At 69.4% G+C, this 17,852-nt stretch carries 16 protein-coding genes, 1 pseudogene and 1 riboswitch; of the genes and pseudogenes, 11 read left to right on the top strand and 6 right to left on the bottom strand.

Annotation, left to right across the window (positions count from 1 at the left end; genetic code table 11):
• Positions 1-104 precede the first annotated feature (104 nt).
• On the top strand, positions 105-1,310 hold the full coding sequence (locus ABD793_RS00805) for a PucR family transcriptional regulator (RefSeq protein WP_344854258.1): 1,206 nt from the start codon (positions 105-107) through the stop codon (positions 1,308-1,310).
• A gap of 1 nt (position 1,311) precedes the next feature.
• On the opposite strand, the gene ABD793_RS00800 is transcribed toward ABD793_RS00805, so the two are convergent.
• From ABD793_RS00800 to ABD793_RS00790, 3 genes are all read right to left on the bottom strand, one after another.
• Positions 1,312-2,634, bottom strand: coding sequence for an MFS transporter (locus ABD793_RS00800; protein ID WP_344854257.1), 1,323 nt, complete (start codon positions 2,632-2,634; stop codon positions 1,312-1,314).
• A gap of 172 nt (positions 2,635-2,806) precedes the next feature.
• Complete coding sequence (locus ABD793_RS00795; RefSeq protein ID WP_344854256.1) at positions 2,807-3,577, bottom strand: SDR family oxidoreductase; 771 nt, start codon at positions 3,575-3,577, stop codon at positions 2,807-2,809.
• Positions 3,574-4,326, bottom strand: coding sequence for an SDR family oxidoreductase (locus tag ABD793_RS00790; RefSeq protein WP_344854254.1), 753 nt, complete (start codon positions 4,324-4,326; stop codon positions 3,574-3,576). The genes ABD793_RS00795 and ABD793_RS00790 overlap by 4 nt, the downstream gene beginning before the upstream one ends.
• Positions 4,327-4,742: 416 nt before the next feature.
• On the opposite strand from ABD793_RS00790, the gene ABD793_RS00785 reads away from it, so the two are divergent.
• Both ABD793_RS00785 and ABD793_RS00780 read left to right on the top strand, forming a co-directional pair.
• Positions 4,743-4,994: a hypothetical protein gene (locus tag ABD793_RS00785; RefSeq protein ID WP_344854253.1), complete on the top strand. Its 252-nt coding sequence runs from the start codon at positions 4,743-4,745 to the stop codon at positions 4,992-4,994.
• On the top strand, positions 4,991-6,064 hold the full coding sequence (locus ABD793_RS00780) for a tyrosine-type recombinase/integrase (protein WP_344854252.1): 1,074 nt from the start codon (positions 4,991-4,993) through the stop codon (positions 6,062-6,064). The genes ABD793_RS00785 and ABD793_RS00780 overlap by 4 nt, the downstream gene beginning before the upstream one ends.
• Positions 6,065-6,625: 561 nt before the next feature.
• Here the strand turns inward: ABD793_RS00780 and ABD793_RS00775 are convergent.
• On the bottom strand, positions 6,626-6,817 hold the full coding sequence (locus ABD793_RS00775) for a hypothetical protein (protein WP_344854251.1): 192 nt from the start codon (positions 6,815-6,817) through the stop codon (positions 6,626-6,628).
• A 246-nt stretch (positions 6,818-7,063) separates the two neighbouring features.
• Between ABD793_RS00775 and ABD793_RS00770 the strand changes: the two genes are divergently transcribed.
• Positions 7,064-7,300 carry a hypothetical protein gene (locus ABD793_RS00770; RefSeq protein ID WP_344854250.1) on the top strand — a complete coding sequence of 79 codons (237 nt, stop codon included), beginning with the start codon at positions 7,064-7,066 and terminating at the stop codon, positions 7,298-7,300.
• 1,581 nt (positions 7,301-8,881) lie between these two features.
• Here the strand turns inward: ABD793_RS00770 and ABD793_RS00765 are convergent.
• On the bottom strand, positions 8,882-9,553 hold the full coding sequence (locus ABD793_RS00765) for a nitroreductase family protein (RefSeq protein ID WP_344854249.1): 672 nt from the start codon (positions 9,551-9,553) through the stop codon (positions 8,882-8,884).
• A 98-nt stretch (positions 9,554-9,651) separates the two neighbouring features.
• On the opposite strand from ABD793_RS00765, the gene ABD793_RS00760 reads away from it, so the two are divergent.
• Complete coding sequence (locus ABD793_RS00760) at positions 9,652-9,957, top strand: ArsR/SmtB family transcription factor (protein ID WP_344854248.1); 306 nt, start codon at positions 9,652-9,654, stop codon at positions 9,955-9,957.
• A gap of 101 nt (positions 9,958-10,058) precedes the next feature.
• Entirely contained in the window at positions 10,059-10,619 is a 561-nt protein-coding gene (locus ABD793_RS00755; RefSeq protein ID WP_344854247.1) for a YceI family protein, read from the top strand.
• Between the two features lie 7 nt (positions 10,620-10,626).
• On the opposite strand, the gene ABD793_RS00750 is transcribed toward ABD793_RS00755, so the two are convergent.
• Positions 10,627-10,893 carry a helix-turn-helix domain-containing protein gene (locus ABD793_RS00750; RefSeq protein ID WP_344854246.1) on the bottom strand — a complete coding sequence of 89 codons (267 nt, stop codon included), beginning with the start codon at positions 10,891-10,893 and terminating at the stop codon, positions 10,627-10,629.
• A gap of 624 nt (positions 10,894-11,517) precedes the next feature.
• On the opposite strand from ABD793_RS00750, the pseudogene ABD793_RS00745 reads away from it, so the two are divergent.
• The 5 genes and pseudogenes from ABD793_RS00745 to ABD793_RS00725 form a co-directional block, all read left to right on the top strand.
• A pseudogene (locus ABD793_RS00745) lies at positions 11,518-12,585 on the top strand (short-chain fatty acyl-CoA regulator family protein); the annotation flags it as partial.
• A 476-nt stretch (positions 12,586-13,061) separates the two neighbouring features.
• Positions 13,062-13,174: riboswitch (cobalamin riboswitch) on the top strand.
• Positions 13,175-13,257: 83 nt separating this feature from the next.
• Positions 13,258-14,775 carry an ABC transporter substrate-binding protein gene (locus ABD793_RS00740; protein ID WP_344854245.1) on the top strand — a complete coding sequence of 506 codons (1,518 nt, stop codon included), beginning with the start codon at positions 13,258-13,260 and terminating at the stop codon, positions 14,773-14,775.
• Positions 14,772-15,722 (top strand): ABC transporter permease, encoded by a 951-nt coding sequence (locus ABD793_RS00735; protein WP_344854244.1) that lies wholly within the window; start codon positions 14,772-14,774, stop codon positions 15,720-15,722. Before ABD793_RS00740 ends, ABD793_RS00735 begins: the two co-directional genes overlap by 4 nt.
• Complete coding sequence (locus ABD793_RS00730) at positions 15,716-16,498, top strand: ABC transporter permease (protein ID WP_344854242.1); 783 nt, start codon at positions 15,716-15,718, stop codon at positions 16,496-16,498. Before ABD793_RS00735 ends, ABD793_RS00730 begins: the two co-directional genes overlap by 7 nt.
• Positions 16,495-17,823 (top strand): ABC transporter ATP-binding protein, encoded by a 1,329-nt coding sequence (locus ABD793_RS00725; protein ID WP_344854241.1) that lies wholly within the window; start codon positions 16,495-16,497, stop codon positions 17,821-17,823. Before ABD793_RS00730 ends, ABD793_RS00725 begins: the two co-directional genes overlap by 4 nt.
• Positions 17,824-17,852 lie beyond the last annotated feature (29 nt).

The following is a 17,852-nucleotide window of genomic DNA, read 5'->3' as shown; positions in this document are numbered from 1 at the left end:
GCCCGTGTCATGGTCGCTCCGGCCACCACCGCGGCGGAAGCACAGGGCGTCGTACATTCTGGGTTCGTCGTTCCACGCTCTGTCGGAGGGAAAGGGGTGCTCGCATGACCGGCCGGGACACGCTGCAGACGCTCGTGGACGACCTCGCCGACGAATTGCGGCGCTCGGTCGCGATCGACGATCCGCTGGTGCGGATGCTGTGCACCAGCCGGCATTTCGGGGACGAGGACGACGTCCGCATCCGGGCGGTCCTCCAGCACGACGCGGGTCCGGACGTCAGCGGTTTCGTGCTCGGCCAGGGCGTGGCGCGGTGGCCACGGCCGGGGATGCTGGCGGGCAGCGCCGAGCTCGGGATGAGCGCCCGGTTCTGCGTTCCGCTGCGCGAACGCGGGGAGCTGCTCGGGCTGCTGATGGTGATCGACGCGGACCGTTCGCTGGCCGGACCCGAGATCGCCCGGATCGAACAGGTCTCGAAGACCGCCGCGGCCCTGCTGCACGGCACCCGGCTCGCCGCCGACGACGCCGAGGCCGGCCGCGAGCACACGCTCCGGCGGCTGCTCGGCCCCGAACCGGACGCGCGGCGGGACGCGCTGGCCGCGGGAACGGCAAGCGGCTGGCTGAGCGACGCCGCACAGGTGGTGGTCACCGTGCTGGAGGCCAGACCGCGGGAGGTCAGTCCGGCGGAGACGGAGGCCGCGCTGCGCAGCGTGCTGGAGTCGGGCGCGAGGCGCCGCCCGCAGCGGCTGTTGCCGCTTCTCGACGGCACGCGCGGGATACTGGTGCACACAGCGGCTCAGCTCGACCACGACGACGTCGTCCGCGAAGCACGGCGGATGACCACCGGTCTCGGGCGACTCCTCGGCGAACCGGACGCCGCGGTCGCCGGAGTCGGTGAACCGGTCGCGGGACTCGCCGAGGCCTGGCAGTCCCACACACACGCCGTCGCGGCGGCGAAAGGCGCGCGCTTGCTGCCCGATCTCGGTCCGGTAGCCGAGTGGGCGAAGCTCGGCGCCTACGCGATCCTGATGCAGATCCCGGATGCTGCCCTGCTGCCCGGCCTCGTACCCGAACCGGTGGCCCGCCTGCTGGGTGATCCCAAAGGTGCCCGGCTGGCGGGCACGCTGCGCACGTTCCTCGACCACGGCGGTTCGATCCCGCGTACCGCCGAGGCACTGCACCTGCACCGCACTTCGCTGTACTACCGGCTCGACCGGATCCGTGCGATCAGCGGACTCGACCTCGACGACGGACGGAACCGGCTGCTGTTGCACACCGGCCTGCTCGTCGCGGATCTGGTCGCGCAGCAGTGATTCAGGACGCCGCAGGCACCTGCTCGTCGCCGAGGCCGTCGGCGAAGTCGTGGTCGCGGGTTTCCGGCAGGCCCAGGATGCACAGCAGGCTGAGCACACCGAGTCCCACCAGCAGCAGCGCGACCGGCACCGACGAACCGGTGGAGGCCCACAGGTCGGTGGAGATCAGCGGCACCACCCCTCCGCCGACGATGCCCGAGACGCTGTAGGCGATCGAGGCACCGGAATAGCGGTAGCGCACGCGGAAGAGCTCCGGCAGGAAGGCACCCATCGGCCCGTACAGCATCGCGAAACACAGCAGACCACCGATGAACGCGAGCGTGAGCAGGATCGGATTCCTCGTCTGCATCAACGCGAACAGCGGGAAAGCCCAGACCACCACGGACACCGCGGCGGCCGCGCTGAGCCGGCGCCGTCCCCACTTGTCCGACTTCATCGCGAACACCAGGGTGCCGACGCCCATCACCGCGGCCGACACGAGCAGGCTGATCAGCACGGTGGTGCGCGGGATGCCCAGCGCCGAGGTCGCGACCGACAGGCAGAACGTGGTGACCGTGTAGAACAGCGCGTGCGCGAGCACAAAGGACAGCGTCGAGAGGATCAGCACCCGCGGCTGTTTGCGGACGAGTTCGAACAGCGGCACGCGGGCCTGTTCGGCCTTGTCCAGCGCGGCCTGGAAGACCGGCGTCTCGGCGATACGGATCCGGATGTAGAACCCGACCACGAGCAGCACCGCGGAGAACAGGAACGGCAGCCGCCAGCCCCACGACTGGAACTCCGCAGCGGGCAGCACCGCACCGAGCAGGAGGAACAGCAGATTCCCCAGCACGAAGCCGATTGCAGGGCCCAGCTGCGGGAACGCCGAGTACAGCCCGCGCTGTCCCGGCGGGGCGTACTCGGTGGACATCAGCACCGCCCCGCCCCATTCCCCGCCGAGGCCGACGCCCTGCACGAAGCGCAGCACGGTCAGCAGCACCGGGGACCAGATGCCGAGCGTGCCGTAGTCCGGCACCGCCCCGACCGCGACCGTGGACAGGCCCATCACCAGCAGCGACGTCACCAGCATCGACTTGCGGCCGAGCCGGTCGCCCCAGTGCCCGAACAGCACCGCACCGACCGGGCGGGCGATGAACCCGACCGCGAAGGTGCCCAGCGAGGCGAGCACCCCGGCGGTCGAGGAGAAGGTGGGGAAGAAGACCTTCCCGAACACCAGTGCCGCGGCGGTCCCGTAGATGTAGAAGTCGTAGAACTCGATCGCGGTGCCGATGAAGCTCGCGACCGCGATGCGCGATCGCGGCACCTCGGGCGGGGCGGGGGTGCTCATGCCGGTTCCCGGTCTCCTCGTGTCCGTCCCGTCGCGACGGCCGCGACGGAGTACGCGCGGCCGGAGCGGGGCCCCGGTGCCGCCGCGGGCAGTATCGACCGCGCCGGTGCCGGGCCGCGACCGCACCCCGTGGGGAGCCACCGCGGGCCCTTCCACGGTTTGTCGGAACCCGTCACTGCTCGGGCAGCTGCTCCATCTTGCGCTGCAGCTTGTTCATGCCGCCGAGCCACCGGTCCGGATCGGTGGCCCGCGCGGTGTAGTAGCCCGCGACCTCCGGATGCGGCAGGACCAGGAACCGGCCCTCGTCGATGGCGGCGAACAACGCGTCCGCAACCTGCTCCGGTTCGATCGCCGAGGCCGCCATCAGCAGCTTGCCGCGTTCACCGGTGCCCTCCAGCATCGCGGTGTGCACGCCTTGCGGGCAGATCGCCTGCACCGTGATGCCGCGGTGGCGGTAGGTCGCGGAGAGCCATTCGGCGAACGCCAGTGCACCGTGCTTGGTCACCGAATACGGTGCCGACCCCAGGCTGGTGAGCAGTCCCGCCGCGGACGCGGTGGCGATGAAATGCCCCTCGCCGCGTTCCAGCCAGGCCGGCAGCAGCTGGCGGGCGGCACGGACGTGCGCCATCACGTTCACGTCCCAGGTGCGCGCCCAGTCGTCCTCTGTGGACTGTTCGCCGCCGAACGGCGCGATGCCGGCGTTGGCGCAGAAAACGTCGATCTCGCCGAGGGTTCCCCGGGCGGCGGCGATCAACGCGCTGACGCCCTCCTCGCTCGCCACGTCGCCGGCGAACGCGGTGCCGCCGATCTCGGCCGCCACCTCCGCCGCCCGGTCGCCGTCGAGATCCGCGACGACGACCCTGGCCCCGTCCGCAGCGAACCGGCGGGCCAGTGCGGCACCGATGCCGCCTCCACCACCGGTGATCACGACCCCGGCGTTCACAGGCCACCGCCCAGCGTCACGCCGCCGTCGAGCACCACGGTCTGCCCGGTGATCCAGCCCGCATCGTCGGAGAGCAGGAAGGCGACCGCGCCCGCGACGTCGTCCGGCACGCCCAGCCGCTTGAGCGGGTACGCCGCGGAGACCTGTTCCTCGCGGCCCTCGTAGAGCGCCGTCGCGAACTGGGTCTTGACCACTGCCGGGGCCACCGCGTTGACCCGGATCCCCGGCCCGAGCTCGACACCGAGCTCCTGGGTGAGCCGGATCACCGCGGCTTTGCTCACCCCGTACATACCGATCCCCGGCGAGGCCCGCAGCCCGGCGATCGAGGCCACGTTGACCACCGATCCCCCGTGCTCGCCCATCCAGGCGTCGCGGGCACCGCGGATCCACGCCAGCGGCGCGACCACGTTCACCGCGAAGATCTTCGCCGCCGCCGCCGGATCCACGTCCAGCACCGGACCGTAGACCGGGTTGATGCCGGTGTTGTTGACGAGCATGTCGAGCCGGCCGAACCGCTCGACCGTCTTCGCGATCGCGTCCGCGCAGTGCTCTTCGTCATCCGCCTTGCCCGGCACGCCGATCGCGTGCTCCGGCCCGCCCAGCTCGGCCACGGCCTCCGCGAGCGGCTCCGGCTTGCGCGCCGTGACGCACACCCGAGCGCCCCGCGCGACGAGCTGCTTGGCGATCCCGAGCCCGATCCCCCGGCTGGCCCCGGTCACCAGGGCCACACGATCCTCGAACGAGTTCACAACACCGGCCTCCTGTCCTGCCGCGGACCGCGGCTAAGCGGCTGCTTACCGCAGATTATCGGTGATGTGTCCCCCCGCGCACCCCGGCCCCTCCACACCATCGGAAATGACGGCACGCAACTGCCAACACCACTCTCCGTGCACCGCGTACCGGCTTGACCGTCGTTCACGTGGCAGCGACCCCGCGAACTCACCATGCCGGCGGTGGTCGGATGTTTGAGCAGCCAGTCGCCGCCGTGATTCCACCGAGGGTTCCGCAGCCATTCGCGAATCCGGGCACGCAGCGGACGTTGCCCCGGGTCCACCCAGGGTCGTTGGCCCCTGGGTGGCGCTACGCGACTGCCCGGATCGACGGTTCCGGCCGGCTTACGGACCGGACGATCCAGCGGACGCTCGGCTGGCCCGCCGGGACGAGGTTGACCCTGACCTCGCCGGACGGCAGGGCCGTGCTCGTGCGACGCGATGACAACGGCCCCGTCAGCCTCACCGATCGCCTCCGTTTCGCGGTTCCGCTAACGCTGCGTGCACGGTGCTCCTTGCGCAGCGGCGACCCCGTCCTGCTGGCCGCGAACCCGCATCGCGATGTCCTCGTCATCTACACCATGCCGTTCGTCGACCAGCTACTTGTCAGTGCCCACGAGACCATGATGTCCGGAGAACAGCCATGACCGATCACAACCGCTCAGCTGAGGTCGCCGCCGCGGCGAAAGCCCTTCTCGACACCCTGGGTGTTTCGCCCGAAGCCCTTGCGAACACTGGCACCACTAGGCCTACGATGCCGACCTTCACTGAATACGTGCCCAAAGCGCTCTCGAACGCATCGCCGAAATCGGCACAGATGTGGACTGTCTACCTCAAAGTCCTGACCGATGAATGGCCGGCGCGGTACATCGACGAGCCCACCGCCACCGACATCACGGGTCTGGCCAAAACGGTCCAGCTGCGCTCGGCGCAACGAAACAATTCCCGCGGCGGCCACGGCGCGCGGGCAAACTTCATTGACGCGGTTAAGTTCCTCTACCGCTGCGCGGTCGCCGACAGGTTGATCTCATCAGCTGACAACCCGGCCCACCTGCTCAGGAAACCGCCGCAGCGGCAAAGCGCACGCCGCCCACTCGCCCCGGCGCAACTCGCCGACATCGCCCAGGCAGCCGCGAACTCCGGCCGCGACCCGGCACTCGACGCGCTGATCCTCCGCCTGCATACCGAAACAGCCTGCCGCCGAGGTGGCGCCCTTCGTTTGCGACGAGGCGATCTCGACACCACGCAACTCACGATCCGACTCCACGAGAAGGGCAACACTGTGCGAGACCAACCCATCTCACCCACCCTCATGCGTGCACTACTGACCCACGCAGACCAACGTGGAGGCGCTCAGGATCCCACCGGCCAACTGCTTCGCCGACGCAACCAGAAGCCCATCACGGAGGACCACTACTACTGGATGTGGCGACGAATCGGCGCGCGCCTTCCCTGGGTCGCTGCACTCGGCGTCTCCTCTCACTGGCTCCGGTACACCACTCTCACCTGGGTCGAACGCAACTTCAGCTACGCCGTGGCGGCCGCCTATGCAGGTCACTCCCACACCAACGCCCGCTCCGGTACCACGCTGACCTACGTCGGCGCCACCATCGAAGAAGTCGCGACCGCGCTGGCCGCGCTGACCGGCGAACCGCACCCCTTGGCCACGTCGACGACCGTGCGGGAACAAGCCCGCACCGATCGCATGCCGGCCTGATCACTTCGCTGCCGCCACGTCGTGGTTGTCATGCGTTCGCTCGACGACCACGACGTGGCGGTTCACACACAGCCAGCGGCATCCTTGCAGTGCTGCGCGGCCACGACACCGGAGCGTCCACCGTGCAGGACAGCGCCCTGGCCCAGCCATCCCACCACTCCCGGCACGCCGTTCAGGCGAGCCAGTGCGGGGCGGGGCGACACTGTCGGCGGCTCCAGCCGCAGCCATCGGCGCCGCTGCCGGGCCATCCTCGTCCTCGCGCCCTGTCAGTACGACCAACTGAACTGAGTTTCATCGAGGTCAGCTCTATGGAAAAGCAGCTACATAGGCCGACTCTCATGGCTGGACACTCGCCGGAGCTTCGATCGGCACGAACAGGAGGGAAGACGATGCGCGATGGGCATGATCTCCAAGGAGGACCCGAGGTCGAAGCGAACCTGTCCCCTCGAACTTCAGCTGACGACGGGGCGGCTGGCCACGATGTAGCGCCTTTGGCCATAGCTGAGACCCGAAGAGGAGCGGGACCCCGGTGATCCCCAAAAGGCGGTCGCCGACGGTAGATCACGCGCGCGTGTCCCGCGGCTCCGGCATCGGCTCGATGCCGCGTTCGATCCTGTCCGCGCGCGCTCGCAGCGCTTCTGCTTCCGGCTTGCCGCCCCAGGCGCTCTCCACCCTCTTCGCCATCTCCCTAAGCCTGGCGATGAACTCTGACTGGGTCTCGCCCGGGTATGGCCGCTCGTCGTCCGCGCTCACTACAGGCTCCCTGCTCTCATGGATTGTGGCCGGTCAGTCGCCACGCACCGGCGCGTTGTTACAGCGGGCGTAACGACTCGATCGTCCCTATCGCTGGCGTGGTAATCGCGCTTGTCACCTTGGCAGCCTGGATGATCACCCCCTCAGCAGGGACAGTCGGCACGCCACTCGCTCTCGACGCTCAGCGTGCTCGCCGATAACGGCAGAGACCCCTGCACCGACACTCACCTGCATGTCTCGTCCGGTATGACGATGGTGATCCACAACGGCCGCGATTCCCTTGTGGCCAGCGCACATTTGAAGGCGGTTCCTGATGAAGACGGCAGCTACTACCTGACCTGGACCGCACCTGGTGTGCCAGTCAGCCAGATCGACAGACAGCAGTACTGGCCGAAGATCGGATGCAACACCGTGTACTTTTCCCGGTTCTCTACGCAAGGTAGGCGCTCAAATCAACGCGGACTGCGGCGCCTTCTTCACTGACCACTGACGCGGCAGGTAACGTCGCTCATGCCGAAAATCTGCGTTCCCAGCGTCGAAGTGCCCCTTCTCGCGAAAAATTGTAGCCCTCCGCTCAGGTCACGTGGCCGCAGCGTAGCCACCTCTGGAACGTGACCGTGCTGGTGCTGTGTCGCTCCCGGAGCTGCCACGAAGCCTGTGCTGCGGCGTCAGTTCGTGACGGTGTTGAAGGTGCCTCCGAGATAGGGTGAGGGTCAGCCAGAATGCCGCTGACCGCGGTGCGCGCCAGCAGCGGTTGCCCGTTCGATCTGGTTGTTCACCACCCGGCGTCGCTGATTCACCACAAGCTCAAGGGTCACGCGGACGAGATACCGTGCGGCGCCGTCTTGCCCGGACCCGGAGGGAGACGACCAACTCATGGGGGTAGACCGCAGCAACCCCGCGAGCCTGGCTGGCGAAACTGAGGAAACTCGGGCGTTCGTGCCACCAGATCTCCACCTCCCCCACGCGAATATCCAGCGCGCCCGCGCGAGATGTCGGGTGAGATGCTCGTCGACGCGAGGACCAATCATGGCTCCAAGAATTCGACGAGTTCGTCCGGGAAAGCGAACTGATCCTGAGACCTAGCCGATCCCCGACCCCGCAGCCACCAACCGCGTATGGAACCCACCCACCATCTCCGCCAACCTGTCCTGCGGATACACCACCAACACCCCCTCCTCCGTCAGCGCCACCAACAACACCTGCGCACCACCCACAATCCGGCACCGCCGCCGCACCCCCACCGGAACCACCAACCGACCCCGCCTCAGCACAACCCCGGGCCCAACCCCACCCGTCACCGCGGCAAGCCCCCGAGCGACCCGCCACACCACCGCACCGCCCTCACATCACCCCAGCGCCCGCAACACCGAGCCAGCGGACAACCCACCCGACGAATTGACCCGCGCGACACCGCACACCAACGACGAATCCCTCAACACCGACGGCAAACCCGCCACCGGAAGCCGCCGAAGCTCACCCCGAGCACGCGGCGCAGGCGGAACAAGCCCCGCAATCACCGCATCCGCAGCCCGACCACCAACTCCACCTGCCAGAACCGGCGACCCATCCTCACCTGCTTCCGACGAAAGACTCACTGGCAACCACACCTCTCCGCGGCCACGCCGCAGCACACCAGAGGAGGGCTCGAACACCGGGACAACCACTCAGCACAACGCCATCATGCCCAGCGGCGGACCAAACTCGCAACGATCGAAACACGTTCAGTGACAACACATCCGGCCGGCCAGCGCCGTTCAGCACGATCGAGTGAGCTGCCAGCGTGTTGCCTTGCTCCGAAATTACGAAGAAGTCGCGCACAATGTCAACGCCGCACGGTTCGGCCGTCAGGACGCGGCAGCGGAGCCCAATTCCCGGATTTCGGGACAGCTCATCCCGGATGACCGAACGCTCATATCGTGCCCGCTGTCCGACCTTCTCGACCGCGTCGACGGCAGACGCCGTCGCCCGGCCTGCGCCAGGCGATACGTGACCCGCTGCTCGGAATCGTCGCTGTCGTCGTACCGGTGGCAGGGCGCGGCCCGCCGGTTTCCCAGATGACGGTCACCTCCCCGCGGCGGACCTATTTCCCCAGCGGTTCCAATGCGTCACCGATTCCGCCGGCACGCGCGGCCCGCGGCGGAAGCTCGTGCCGCGGGTGTAGGCGACCGGGATCATCGCGGTCTGCAGCACGTTGTCGTAGTCGATGCCGAGCAGACCGGCGACCTCGCGTTCGTGGTGCAGGTGGCCGGGCAGGAACACGGTGCCCAAGCCGTGTTCCCGCGCGGCGAGCATGAAACTCCACGCGGCGGGCAGGATCGAACCCCAGACGCTGGACTGCTGCACCACCGACGGGTTCGCCGTGCGCACCATCCGCACGCACGGGATCACCATCACCGGCACCTCGTGCAGCCGGGCGAAGAACTCCTGCGCGCCGTCGAGCACTTTCGCCCGCGCTGCCGGGTCCCAGCGATCGGAGTCGTCGAGGACCACCGGCTGGCTCGGCCGGGTCATCCCCTCCAGGCAGTAGCGCGCCAGCGCCGCGCGCAGCGCGGGATCGGTGACCACGACGAACTCCCAGTGCTGGCGGTTGCGCCCGGTCGGAGCCTGCGTGGCCAGGTCGAGGCAGGCGCGGACCACCTCGGGCGGCACCGGACGGGAGAGGTCCATCCGGCGGCGGACGCTGCGGGTGGTGGACAGGACCTCGACGGCGGACAGGCCCAGCGAATCGCTCATCGGCACGGCTCCCTCGGAAGATTTCGACGACTGTCGAAGTCAGCATGGCAAAGGTTTCGATGAGTGTCAAAATCTCGAATTCTGCTACGGTGTCGAGCATGCGAGCCCTGCACCACCCGGACGTCGGCTCGGTCGAGCTGGCCACCCTGCTGGCCGCGCTGGCGGATCCGCTGCGGCTGCGGATCGTCGCTCAGCTGGCCGAAGCAGGCGGTGTGGTGTGCGGCGGATTCGACGTCCCGGTGAGCATGTCGACGCTGTCGCACCACCTGAAAGTGCTGCGCGAGGCCGGGCTCCTGCGGGTCACACCGGACGGCAGCTTCCGCCGCCACGAGCTGCGCGCGGAAGAGCTGGCGGCGCGCTTTCCCAGCGTCCTGCCCGCAGTAATCGCGAATATCGCGCACTGAGCGGTCCACATTCTGGGAGAACCGGCACCGACGCGACGGTGCGCCCGTCGGTGGTTATCGTCAGGTCCAGGTACCGAAGACCGTTGAGGCGTGGAGTAACCATGACTGTCGAGATTCCGGGATACGTGGCGGGCACGTGGGACATCGACCCGGTGCATTCCGACGTGTCGTTCGTCGTCCGGCACCTGGGGCTGACCCGGTTCCGGCGCGGCGTGGAGAAGTTCGGCGGGCAGATCGTCACCGCGCCGGATCCGCTGGACTCGGCGGTGACTGCCACGGTCGATCTGACCTCTTTGGACACCGGGCTGGAGAGTTTCAATCGGCACCTGGCCGGAGCAGAATTCCTCGACCTGGACAACCACCCGACCGCGGAGTTCCGTTCGAGCGCCCTGCGTGTCGAGGACGACGGGTTCGCCCTCGACGGCGAACTGAGTCTGCGCGGCGCCGCCCGGCCGGTGCGGTTCGCGCTCGAACTGCTCGGGTTCGGCACCGGGATCAACGGCGACCAGAAGGTCGCGTTCTCGGCGGCGGCCACGATCCGGCGGAGCGAATTCGGCATCGTGTTCGACTCGAAGCTGCCCGACGGCCGGCTGATCGTGGGCGAGCAGGTGCAGCTGCTGCTGGAGATCGAGGCCGTGCTGCGCGCGGACGTCACTGGGTAGCACGGCCTCAGACCAGAACCACCGGAGTCGACCCCTCGAAGCGGTACCCGACCCCGCGGACCGTCGTGATCGGGTCGAGGTGCGGCTGCAGCTTGGCCCGGAGCTGCCGGACGTGTTCACCCGGTCCTTTGCCGTTTTGCCGCGGACACAGTTGCTCTTTCAGCACCGCCCGGGTGAACACGCGATCGGGACGGCCGCGCAGGAACCGCAGCTGGGTGGAAGCCGGGCGCCGACGGAGTCCGGGCGAAGAACGGCCAACGACTGGACCTGACATTCACCTACACCGGCGACGATCCGCTCGACAAGGCCACTGCGGGCGCGCCGGCCAAACAGCTCGCACCAGCCGGCATCAAGGTAACCGCACCTCTCCCGTCGGAGAACGACTTCGACTCCGTTAGCGGCCGCAAGTTCGACTTTTTCCTGTCGGGCAACCGTTCTCTCGACCCGTTCGGCGTCCGCAACCTCGATAGGTTCTACGGCAGCACCAGTAACGACAACATCAGCGGAGTCGGCACACCTGACCTCGACCGGGAGATCAAGGCGGCCGCCCAGCTCGCCGACCCCGCACAGCAGATCGCGAAGGCGAACGAGATCGAACGCAAGGGGCCGGCGCTCTACGGGTCCCCTCCCCCTGTTGAGCGGGCCTTCGATCTACGGGGTTTCCCAGGGGCCGGCCAACATCGGCGGGATCGTCTTCGGCACGCCGCTGCCGAGGACGGTGGGCTGGCAGAAGTAGCGAACGTGTGGGCCGCGCGCGGCCCACCACCGAACCTTGGGGAGCCGGCGCCTTCCGCACCGGCGGAACACAGATGACCGCGCCGCTAAGCGATCCGCAATCCGTGGTTCACAGACAGCAGACGCCGCAGCGCAGTGCCGGACCTACTCCGGGCGGGTCCGGCACCGACGGTACCGGGAGTCCGTGGAGAACATCGCCGCACTGGTGTCGGAACAAGGCCTCGACCGCGGCGCGTCGCAGCAACCGCACGAAGAAATCCGCGACTGGTTCTACCAGCGCCGTAACTACGTCACCGAACTCGACGAACCCGCGGAGAAGCTGGCCGCGACGCTGCGGCTGACGCCGGGCGACGTCCGGTCCGGCCTGGCCACGGGCCTGCGCGAGCGCCACGGCGTGCAGGTCGGTCCGGCGCCACTCGGCGCCGACCAGCACCGCTACGACCCCGAACGCAAGACCCTGCACCTCTCGCCCGCGCTACGCCCAGGGCAGGTCGCGTTCCGGCTCGCCTCGGAACTGGCGCTGCTGGAGGCTGGCGACACCATCGACCGCCTGGTCGCCACCGGCCCCTTCAGCGGCGACACCGCCCGCCGGCTCGCCCGCATCGGCTTCGCCAACTACTACGCCAGCGCGCTCGTGCTGCCCTACCGCGTGTTCCTCGGCGCCGCGGAACGCTACCGATACGACATCACGCGCCTGTCCGACCACTTCGGCGTCGGCTTCGAGACCGTCTGCCACCGCCTCTCCACTCTGCAACGCCGCGGCACCCGTGGGGTCCCGTTCTCCTTCGTCCGCGTCGATCGCGCCGGCAACATCTCCAAACGCCAGTCCGCCACCGGCTTCCACTTCTCCCGCGCCGGCGGCTCCTGTCCGCTGTGGATCGTCTACGAGGCCTTCAGCTCCCCCGGCCGCATCCTCACCCAAATCGCCGAACTACCCGACGGCAAGAAATACTTCTGGCTCGCCCGCACCGTCACCCGCACCATCGGCGGCCACGGCGACCCCGGCAAAACCTTCGCGATCGCCCTGGGCTGCGAACTGCGCCACGCCCGCCGCCTCGTCTACTCCGACGGCCTCGAACTCGGCACCAACGCCGCCGTGACCCCGATCGGCATCGGCTGCAAAGTATGCGAACGCCCCGCATGCCCGCAGCGCGCGTTCCCCGCCATCGGCAAAGCCCTGCGAGTCGACGAGCACACCAGCAGCCTGCTGCCGTACCCGCCGCTGGCGTGAGACCTCGAAGACCGCGGCCATTTCCACGGTGCCAGGAGCACTTCTCAGCGTCGAATGCCGACTATGTGGTCACGGATTCACGCGGAACTGGGCGTAGTGGACTGATCGTCCGCGGGATCCGCGAGGAGAACGAGATGGCATGCCCAGCCTGATCGGCGTGTTCGTGCCGCTACCGAAGCGACACGAACTGGATGTCGAAACGCCAGCTTGAGCGCGCCTATCGCGGGCCCGCGGGCCCGGCGTCGGTGGAGCTGCATCACGACGGCCCCGTCGCACTGGCGATCGGGAAGTCCGTGTTCGTGCGCAACACCCCAGTCCCTCAGGGGAGCACCAAGGTCTGGCAGGTTCCTGTCAAGGACATCGATTCGATGATCATGGAGTCGGTGATCACGGAGGCTGTCGCGTCGACCTCGGCAGTGGTCCGGAGAATCACACGACGGCCCGCGATGAGTGTCCATGGGCTACATTCAGCGATACAACTGCATCCGCCCTCTCGCGGGGGAAGCCGGTGTGATTCCGGCGCTGACCCGCAACCGTGACCGGCCGTTAGGCCGGGAGCCGGATCACCTGTGGGAGGCGCGGTCATCAGCCCCTCACCGTCGTGGAGTGCGGAGCGGGGCCCGGGCTCCGTCGGCGGTCCGGGCCGTGGTCCGCCGGTCCGGAGGTAGCCGTATGTCCTCGTTCACGCGCCGCCGCTTCCTCACCGGCGCGCTCGGCACTGTGGCGTTCACCTCCCTGGCCGCGTGCGGCCCGTCCGGATCATCGGGTGGCAGCACCCGGCTCCGGGCCGCCTTCGCCGCCGGTGGGTCGAAGGAGACGCTGGACCCGGCGCTGGTGTCGCAGTTCGTGGACCAGGCGCGGGCCAAGGCGCTGTTCGACACTCTGGCCACGTATGCCGCGGACACCTCATTACGACCGGGACTGGCCGAGTCGTGGGACAGCGACGCGGCGGGGCTGCGCTGGCGGGTCCGGCTGAGGTCCGCCCAGTTCCACGACGGCACGCCGGTGACCTCCGAAGACGTGCTCTACACGTTGAGCCGGATCGCCGACCCCTCGCTCGCGTCCGATTCTCGCCAGTACTTCGCGACTGTCGACTTCCCGGCGAGCAAAGCGGTCTCCGCAACCGAGCTGGAGCTCGTGCTGGCCAGACCGGATTTCGAGTTCCCCTCGGCGTTCGCCGCACCCGGCACCGAGATCCTGCCCGCCGGCACGAAGGACTTCACCGCGCCCGTCGGGTCAGGACCATTCCGATTCGGCTCCTTCCGCCCGGGTGGACCGGCGGTCTTCACGAAGTTCGAAGGCCACTGGGCCGGCGCACCCACGATCGACGAGCTCGAGTTCGTCCCCGTCGACGACGAAGCCGCACGCGTCAACGCCCTGCTGTCGGGGCAGGTGCACTATGCCCACGACCTCGCTGCCGCCAGCGCCGCCCGCCTCGCAGGGCAGGACGGCGTCACTGTCCTGCAGGCCGAGCGCACCACCATGCAAGCCGTGCTGCTGCGTCTCACCCGCCCGCCGTTCTCCGACCCCCGGCTCGTGCAGGCGGTCCTGCTGGGCGTCGACCGCGAGGCGCTGAACCGGATCGCGCTGGCCGGACGGGGCGAAGTGGGCAATGACTTGTTCGGCAAGGGCCTGCGCGGATATGCGGCGGACATCCCCCAGCGCACCCGCGACGTCGACACGGCGCGGCGGCTCGTGCGAGAGGCGGGCGCCGAAGGCCTCGCCATCCCGCTCGAGACCAGTGGTGTCGACCCCGCGTTCGACAGCGCGGCAACGCTGATCTCCCAGCAGCTGAAGGAAGCCGGGCTCACTGTGACTCCGGATCCGCTCGCTGCGAGCACCTACTTCAGCGAAATCAAGAAGAAAGGGGTCGCCGCCCACAGCCGCACCGCCACCCTGCCCGTGCCCACCTTCCTCGGCGAACGCTTCCGCACCGGCGCGTCGAGCAACCTCACCGGTTACTCGAATCCCGAGTTCGACGCACTCCTCGACCGTGCGGCAGGCACCGCTGACGAGGCGACCCGGTTGACATTGTTCGCCGAGGCTCAGCAGCTGACCCACGACGACGGCGGAATGCTCGTGTGGGGATTCAGCGATTGGAACGTCGGAGTGTCCGGTGTGGACGGTGTCGTCGCGGCGCCGCCCAACACCTTCGACTGGGCCCGGTTCGACCACGCCCGCTTGCGGTGATCGGATACCCGCTGCGCCGGGTGGCCCTGGCGTTCGCGCAGGCGTTCGTCCTCCTGGTTGCGACGTTCGCCATGACGGCGCTGCTGCCGGGCGACGCGGCGTCCGCCGTGCTGGGCGAACGGGCCACGCCAGAGCAGATTCTCGTGGTCCGCCACCAGCTCGGGCTCGACGAGCCGCCCGGAATCCGCTTCGGCCACTGGCTGCACGGTCTGCTCACCGGCGACCTCGGTAACTCCCTGATCACCGGGGTGCCGGTGAGCACTGAGCTCGGCGCGCGGCTCGGCGCGACCGCAGTGCTGGCCCTGGTCGCGTTGCTCGTGCTGGTCCCGCTGGCCGCGGCCGTCGGAGTCGGCAGCGGGTTGGCCGAGGGCTCCCGGCTTGATCGCGCGCTCACGGTGGTGACCGCGGTGCTGCACGCCGTCCCGGAGTTCGTGCTGGGGCTGGTCCTGGTGGCGGCTTTCGCCGTCCGCGCGCGGCTGCTGCCCGCGACCGCCGCCGGGATGACCGGCGCCGATCTGCTGGCCGCACCTGCAGTGCTCGTGCTGCCCGTTGTGGTCCTCGTCGCCCGGCAGCTGTGCGACCTGGCCCGGCAGATCCGCATCGGTGTCGCCGAACACGCGCACAGTGAGGTCGCCACGCACCTCATGCTGCTGGGCCTGCGCCGCCGCACAGTCGTGCTGCGCCATGTCCTGCCCGGCGCGGCGGCGCCCGTCGTGCAACAGCTCGCCCGCGCGATCGAAGGTCTTCTCACCGGCACGGTGATCGTGGAGTCACTCTTCGCGGTCACCGGTCTCGGCACGGGATTCGTCGAGGCCGTGCAGAATCGTGACGTGCCCGTCGTGCAGGGCTACGTGCTCGTGTTCGCCGGTGTCGTGCTGGTGGGCAACCTTCTCGCGGATCTCGCCACCCATCGGCTCACCCCGCACCGGGAGCTGCGACCGTGGTGAACCGGGTGATCGGCTGGGTTCTGGTGGCGGTGCCGGCGCTGGTGGCACTCGGAGGCCCGCTCGTCCCCGGCGACATCTCCTCCACGTCGCTTCCCTCGGCTCCACCAGGTGCCGGTCATCCCCTGGGGACGGATGTCCTCGGCCGCGACGCGCTCGCCGTCGTCCTCTCGGGCGGGCTGTCCGTCGTGGGCATCACCCTGGCGGCGTTGCTGCTCGCGTACGCGATGGGCGTGCCGCTCGGGCTGGTAGCAGCGGGACGGGGCCGTTGGCTCGACGAAGTACTGATGCGACTGCTCGACCTCGTCCTGGCGTTCCCGTCGCTGCTGGTTCTCATGGTCCTCGCCGCGACCGGACATCGCTCGGCCGTGGTGCTCGTGTGCGCGGTCGCGGTGGTGCAACTGCCGGCGATCGCCCGGCTCGTGCGGGCAGCAGCGCTCGCGCCCGGCTGCCGCACGGCCGCGGAAGCCCTGCTGCTGCAAGGTGAACCGTGGTGGCGAATCCAGGCCGGCTATGTCGTGCGGTCGGTTGCCGGGCCGGTGGTGACCGACGCCGGGACCCGCCTCGGACTCGTGCTGTATCTGCTGGCCTCCGCGAATTTCCTCGGGCTGGGCCTGCCCTCGTCGGCGCCCGACTGGGCGGTGGTGATCGAACGGAATCGCGACGCCCTCACCACCCAGCCCGCCGTCGTGCTCGTGCCCGCGGCGCTGCTGATCGCCCTGTGCGTGGGTGTGAATCTCCTGTCGGACAAGGCACTCGCTCACCGGAGGCGGTCGTGACGGACCTCGTGCTCAAGGGGGTTCACGCGCAGGCGGGTGGAACCCCCATTCTCGACGACCTCTCGCTGCGCCTCGCGCCCGGCCGGATCCTCGTCGTCCTCGGCGCGTCCGGGGCCGGAAAGACGACGCTCGGCCTGGCCGCAGCCGGTGGCTGCCGGCCCGGGGTCCGATTGTCGGGCACGATCGACGGCCCGGCCGCTGCCCATCTGCCCCAGCACCCCGCCGCGGTCCTGGACCCGGCCCGCCGCTGCGGCGCGGTCCTGACCGAGCTGGCCGGGATCGAACACCCGCACCGCGCCGCTCGCCGAGCCGCCGCCGAAGCCGCGCTGCTCGCGGCCGGCCTCGATGCCGTCCACGGGCGGCGGTTCCCGCACCAGCTTTCCGGCGGCCAGCAGCAACGGATGGCCCTGGCGATGGCTCTCGCCACCGGACGCCGGTTCCTCGTGCTCGACGAACCCACCACCGGCCTGCACCCGCAATCCCGCGCCGCCCTCGTCGACCGCCTGCGCGCACTCGCCGTCGGCGGCATCGGCCAGCTGGTCCTCACACACGACCGGGTCCTCGCCCGCGCCGTCGCCGACGAGACCTTCACTCTCGAAGCAGGCAAACTCGTCCCCGCCATGGCGACCGACGACACACTGCCGCCCCGCACCGTCCGGGCCGCCGCCACCACGTTTCTCGAGTTCCGGGACGTCACCGTCCACAGAGGGCAGAACACCGTACTGTCCGATGTCGCCTTCTCGATCGACGAAGGCAGCCGCACCGCGCTCATCGGACCCTCCGGTGCGGGCAAGACCACGCTCGCCCGCACCATCGCCGGGCTCGTGCGGCCCGCCCACGGCGCCGTCCTGCTCGATGGCCTTCCGCTTCCGCCGGCTCACCGCCGAACGACAGCTCAGCTGCGGGCCGTGCAGTACGTCCACCAAGACGCGGCAGCCTCCTTCGCCGAGCACCGCCCTGTCCTCACCCAGGTCGCCACGACCGCCGTCCGCCTCCGCGGCCTCACCCGCGGCGCGGCCACCGTCGAGGCCGCAGACATCCTTCGCCGCATGGGTATCCCCGACGCACACCGGCTCCCCGGCACCCTGTCCGGAGGCCAGATCCGACGCTGCGCCCTCGCCCGCGCCCTCCTCGCCCGGCCCCGGCTGCTCATCGTCGACGAACTCACCGCCGGTCTCGACCCCGCCACCCGCACGACCGTCCTGACCCTGCTCGACGCCGAGCCACCGGCTCTGCTGCTCATCGGCCACGACCATCCCGAACTCGAAGCGGCGACGGACCGCACACTGGTCCTCGACGGCGGAAGGCTGACCGAACTCGAGTAGCGCCCGGACGGTTCGGCAAGAGCCACCCG

The organism is Amycolatopsis ultiminotia (genome assembly GCF_039536925.1).
In the GTDB taxonomy this organism is placed as follows: Bacteria; Actinomycetota; Actinomycetes; order Mycobacteriales; family Pseudonocardiaceae; genus Amycolatopsis; species Amycolatopsis ultiminotia.
The sequence above is the reverse complement of the archived record's forward strand: the minus strand, read 5'-3'. Positions and strand labels throughout refer to the sequence as shown.

Excerpts from the sequence above, each read along its gene's own strand:
- ABD793_RS00765 (WP_344854249.1), bottom strand. The coding sequence starts at position 9,553 with ATGAGCGATTCGCTGGGCCTGTCCGCCGTCGAGGTCCTGTCCACCACC.
- ABD793_RS00800 (WP_344854257.1), bottom strand. The coding sequence starts at position 2,634 with ATGAGCACCCCCGCCCCGCCCGAGGTGCCGCGATCGCGCATCGCGGTC.
- ABD793_RS00770 (WP_344854250.1), top strand. The coding sequence starts at position 7,064 with ATGACGATGGTGATCCACAACGGCCGCGATTCCCTTGTGGCCAGCGCA.
- ABD793_RS00740 (WP_344854245.1), top strand. The coding sequence starts at position 13,258 with ATGTCCTCGTTCACGCGCCGCCGCTTCCTCACCGGCGCGCTCGGCACT.
- ABD793_RS00805 (WP_344854258.1), top strand. The coding sequence starts at position 105 with ATGACCGGCCGGGACACGCTGCAGACGCTCGTGGACGACCTCGCCGAC.
- ABD793_RS00760 (WP_344854248.1), top strand. The coding sequence starts at position 9,652 with ATGCGAGCCCTGCACCACCCGGACGTCGGCTCGGTCGAGCTGGCCACC.
- ABD793_RS00780 (WP_344854252.1), top strand. The coding sequence starts at position 4,991 with ATGACCGATCACAACCGCTCAGCTGAGGTCGCCGCCGCGGCGAAAGCC.
- ABD793_RS00750 (WP_344854246.1), bottom strand. The coding sequence starts at position 10,893 with ATGTCAGGTCCAGTCGTTGGCCGTTCTTCGCCCGGACTCCGTCGGCGC.
- ABD793_RS00755 (WP_344854247.1), top strand. The coding sequence starts at position 10,059 with ATGACTGTCGAGATTCCGGGATACGTGGCGGGCACGTGGGACATCGAC.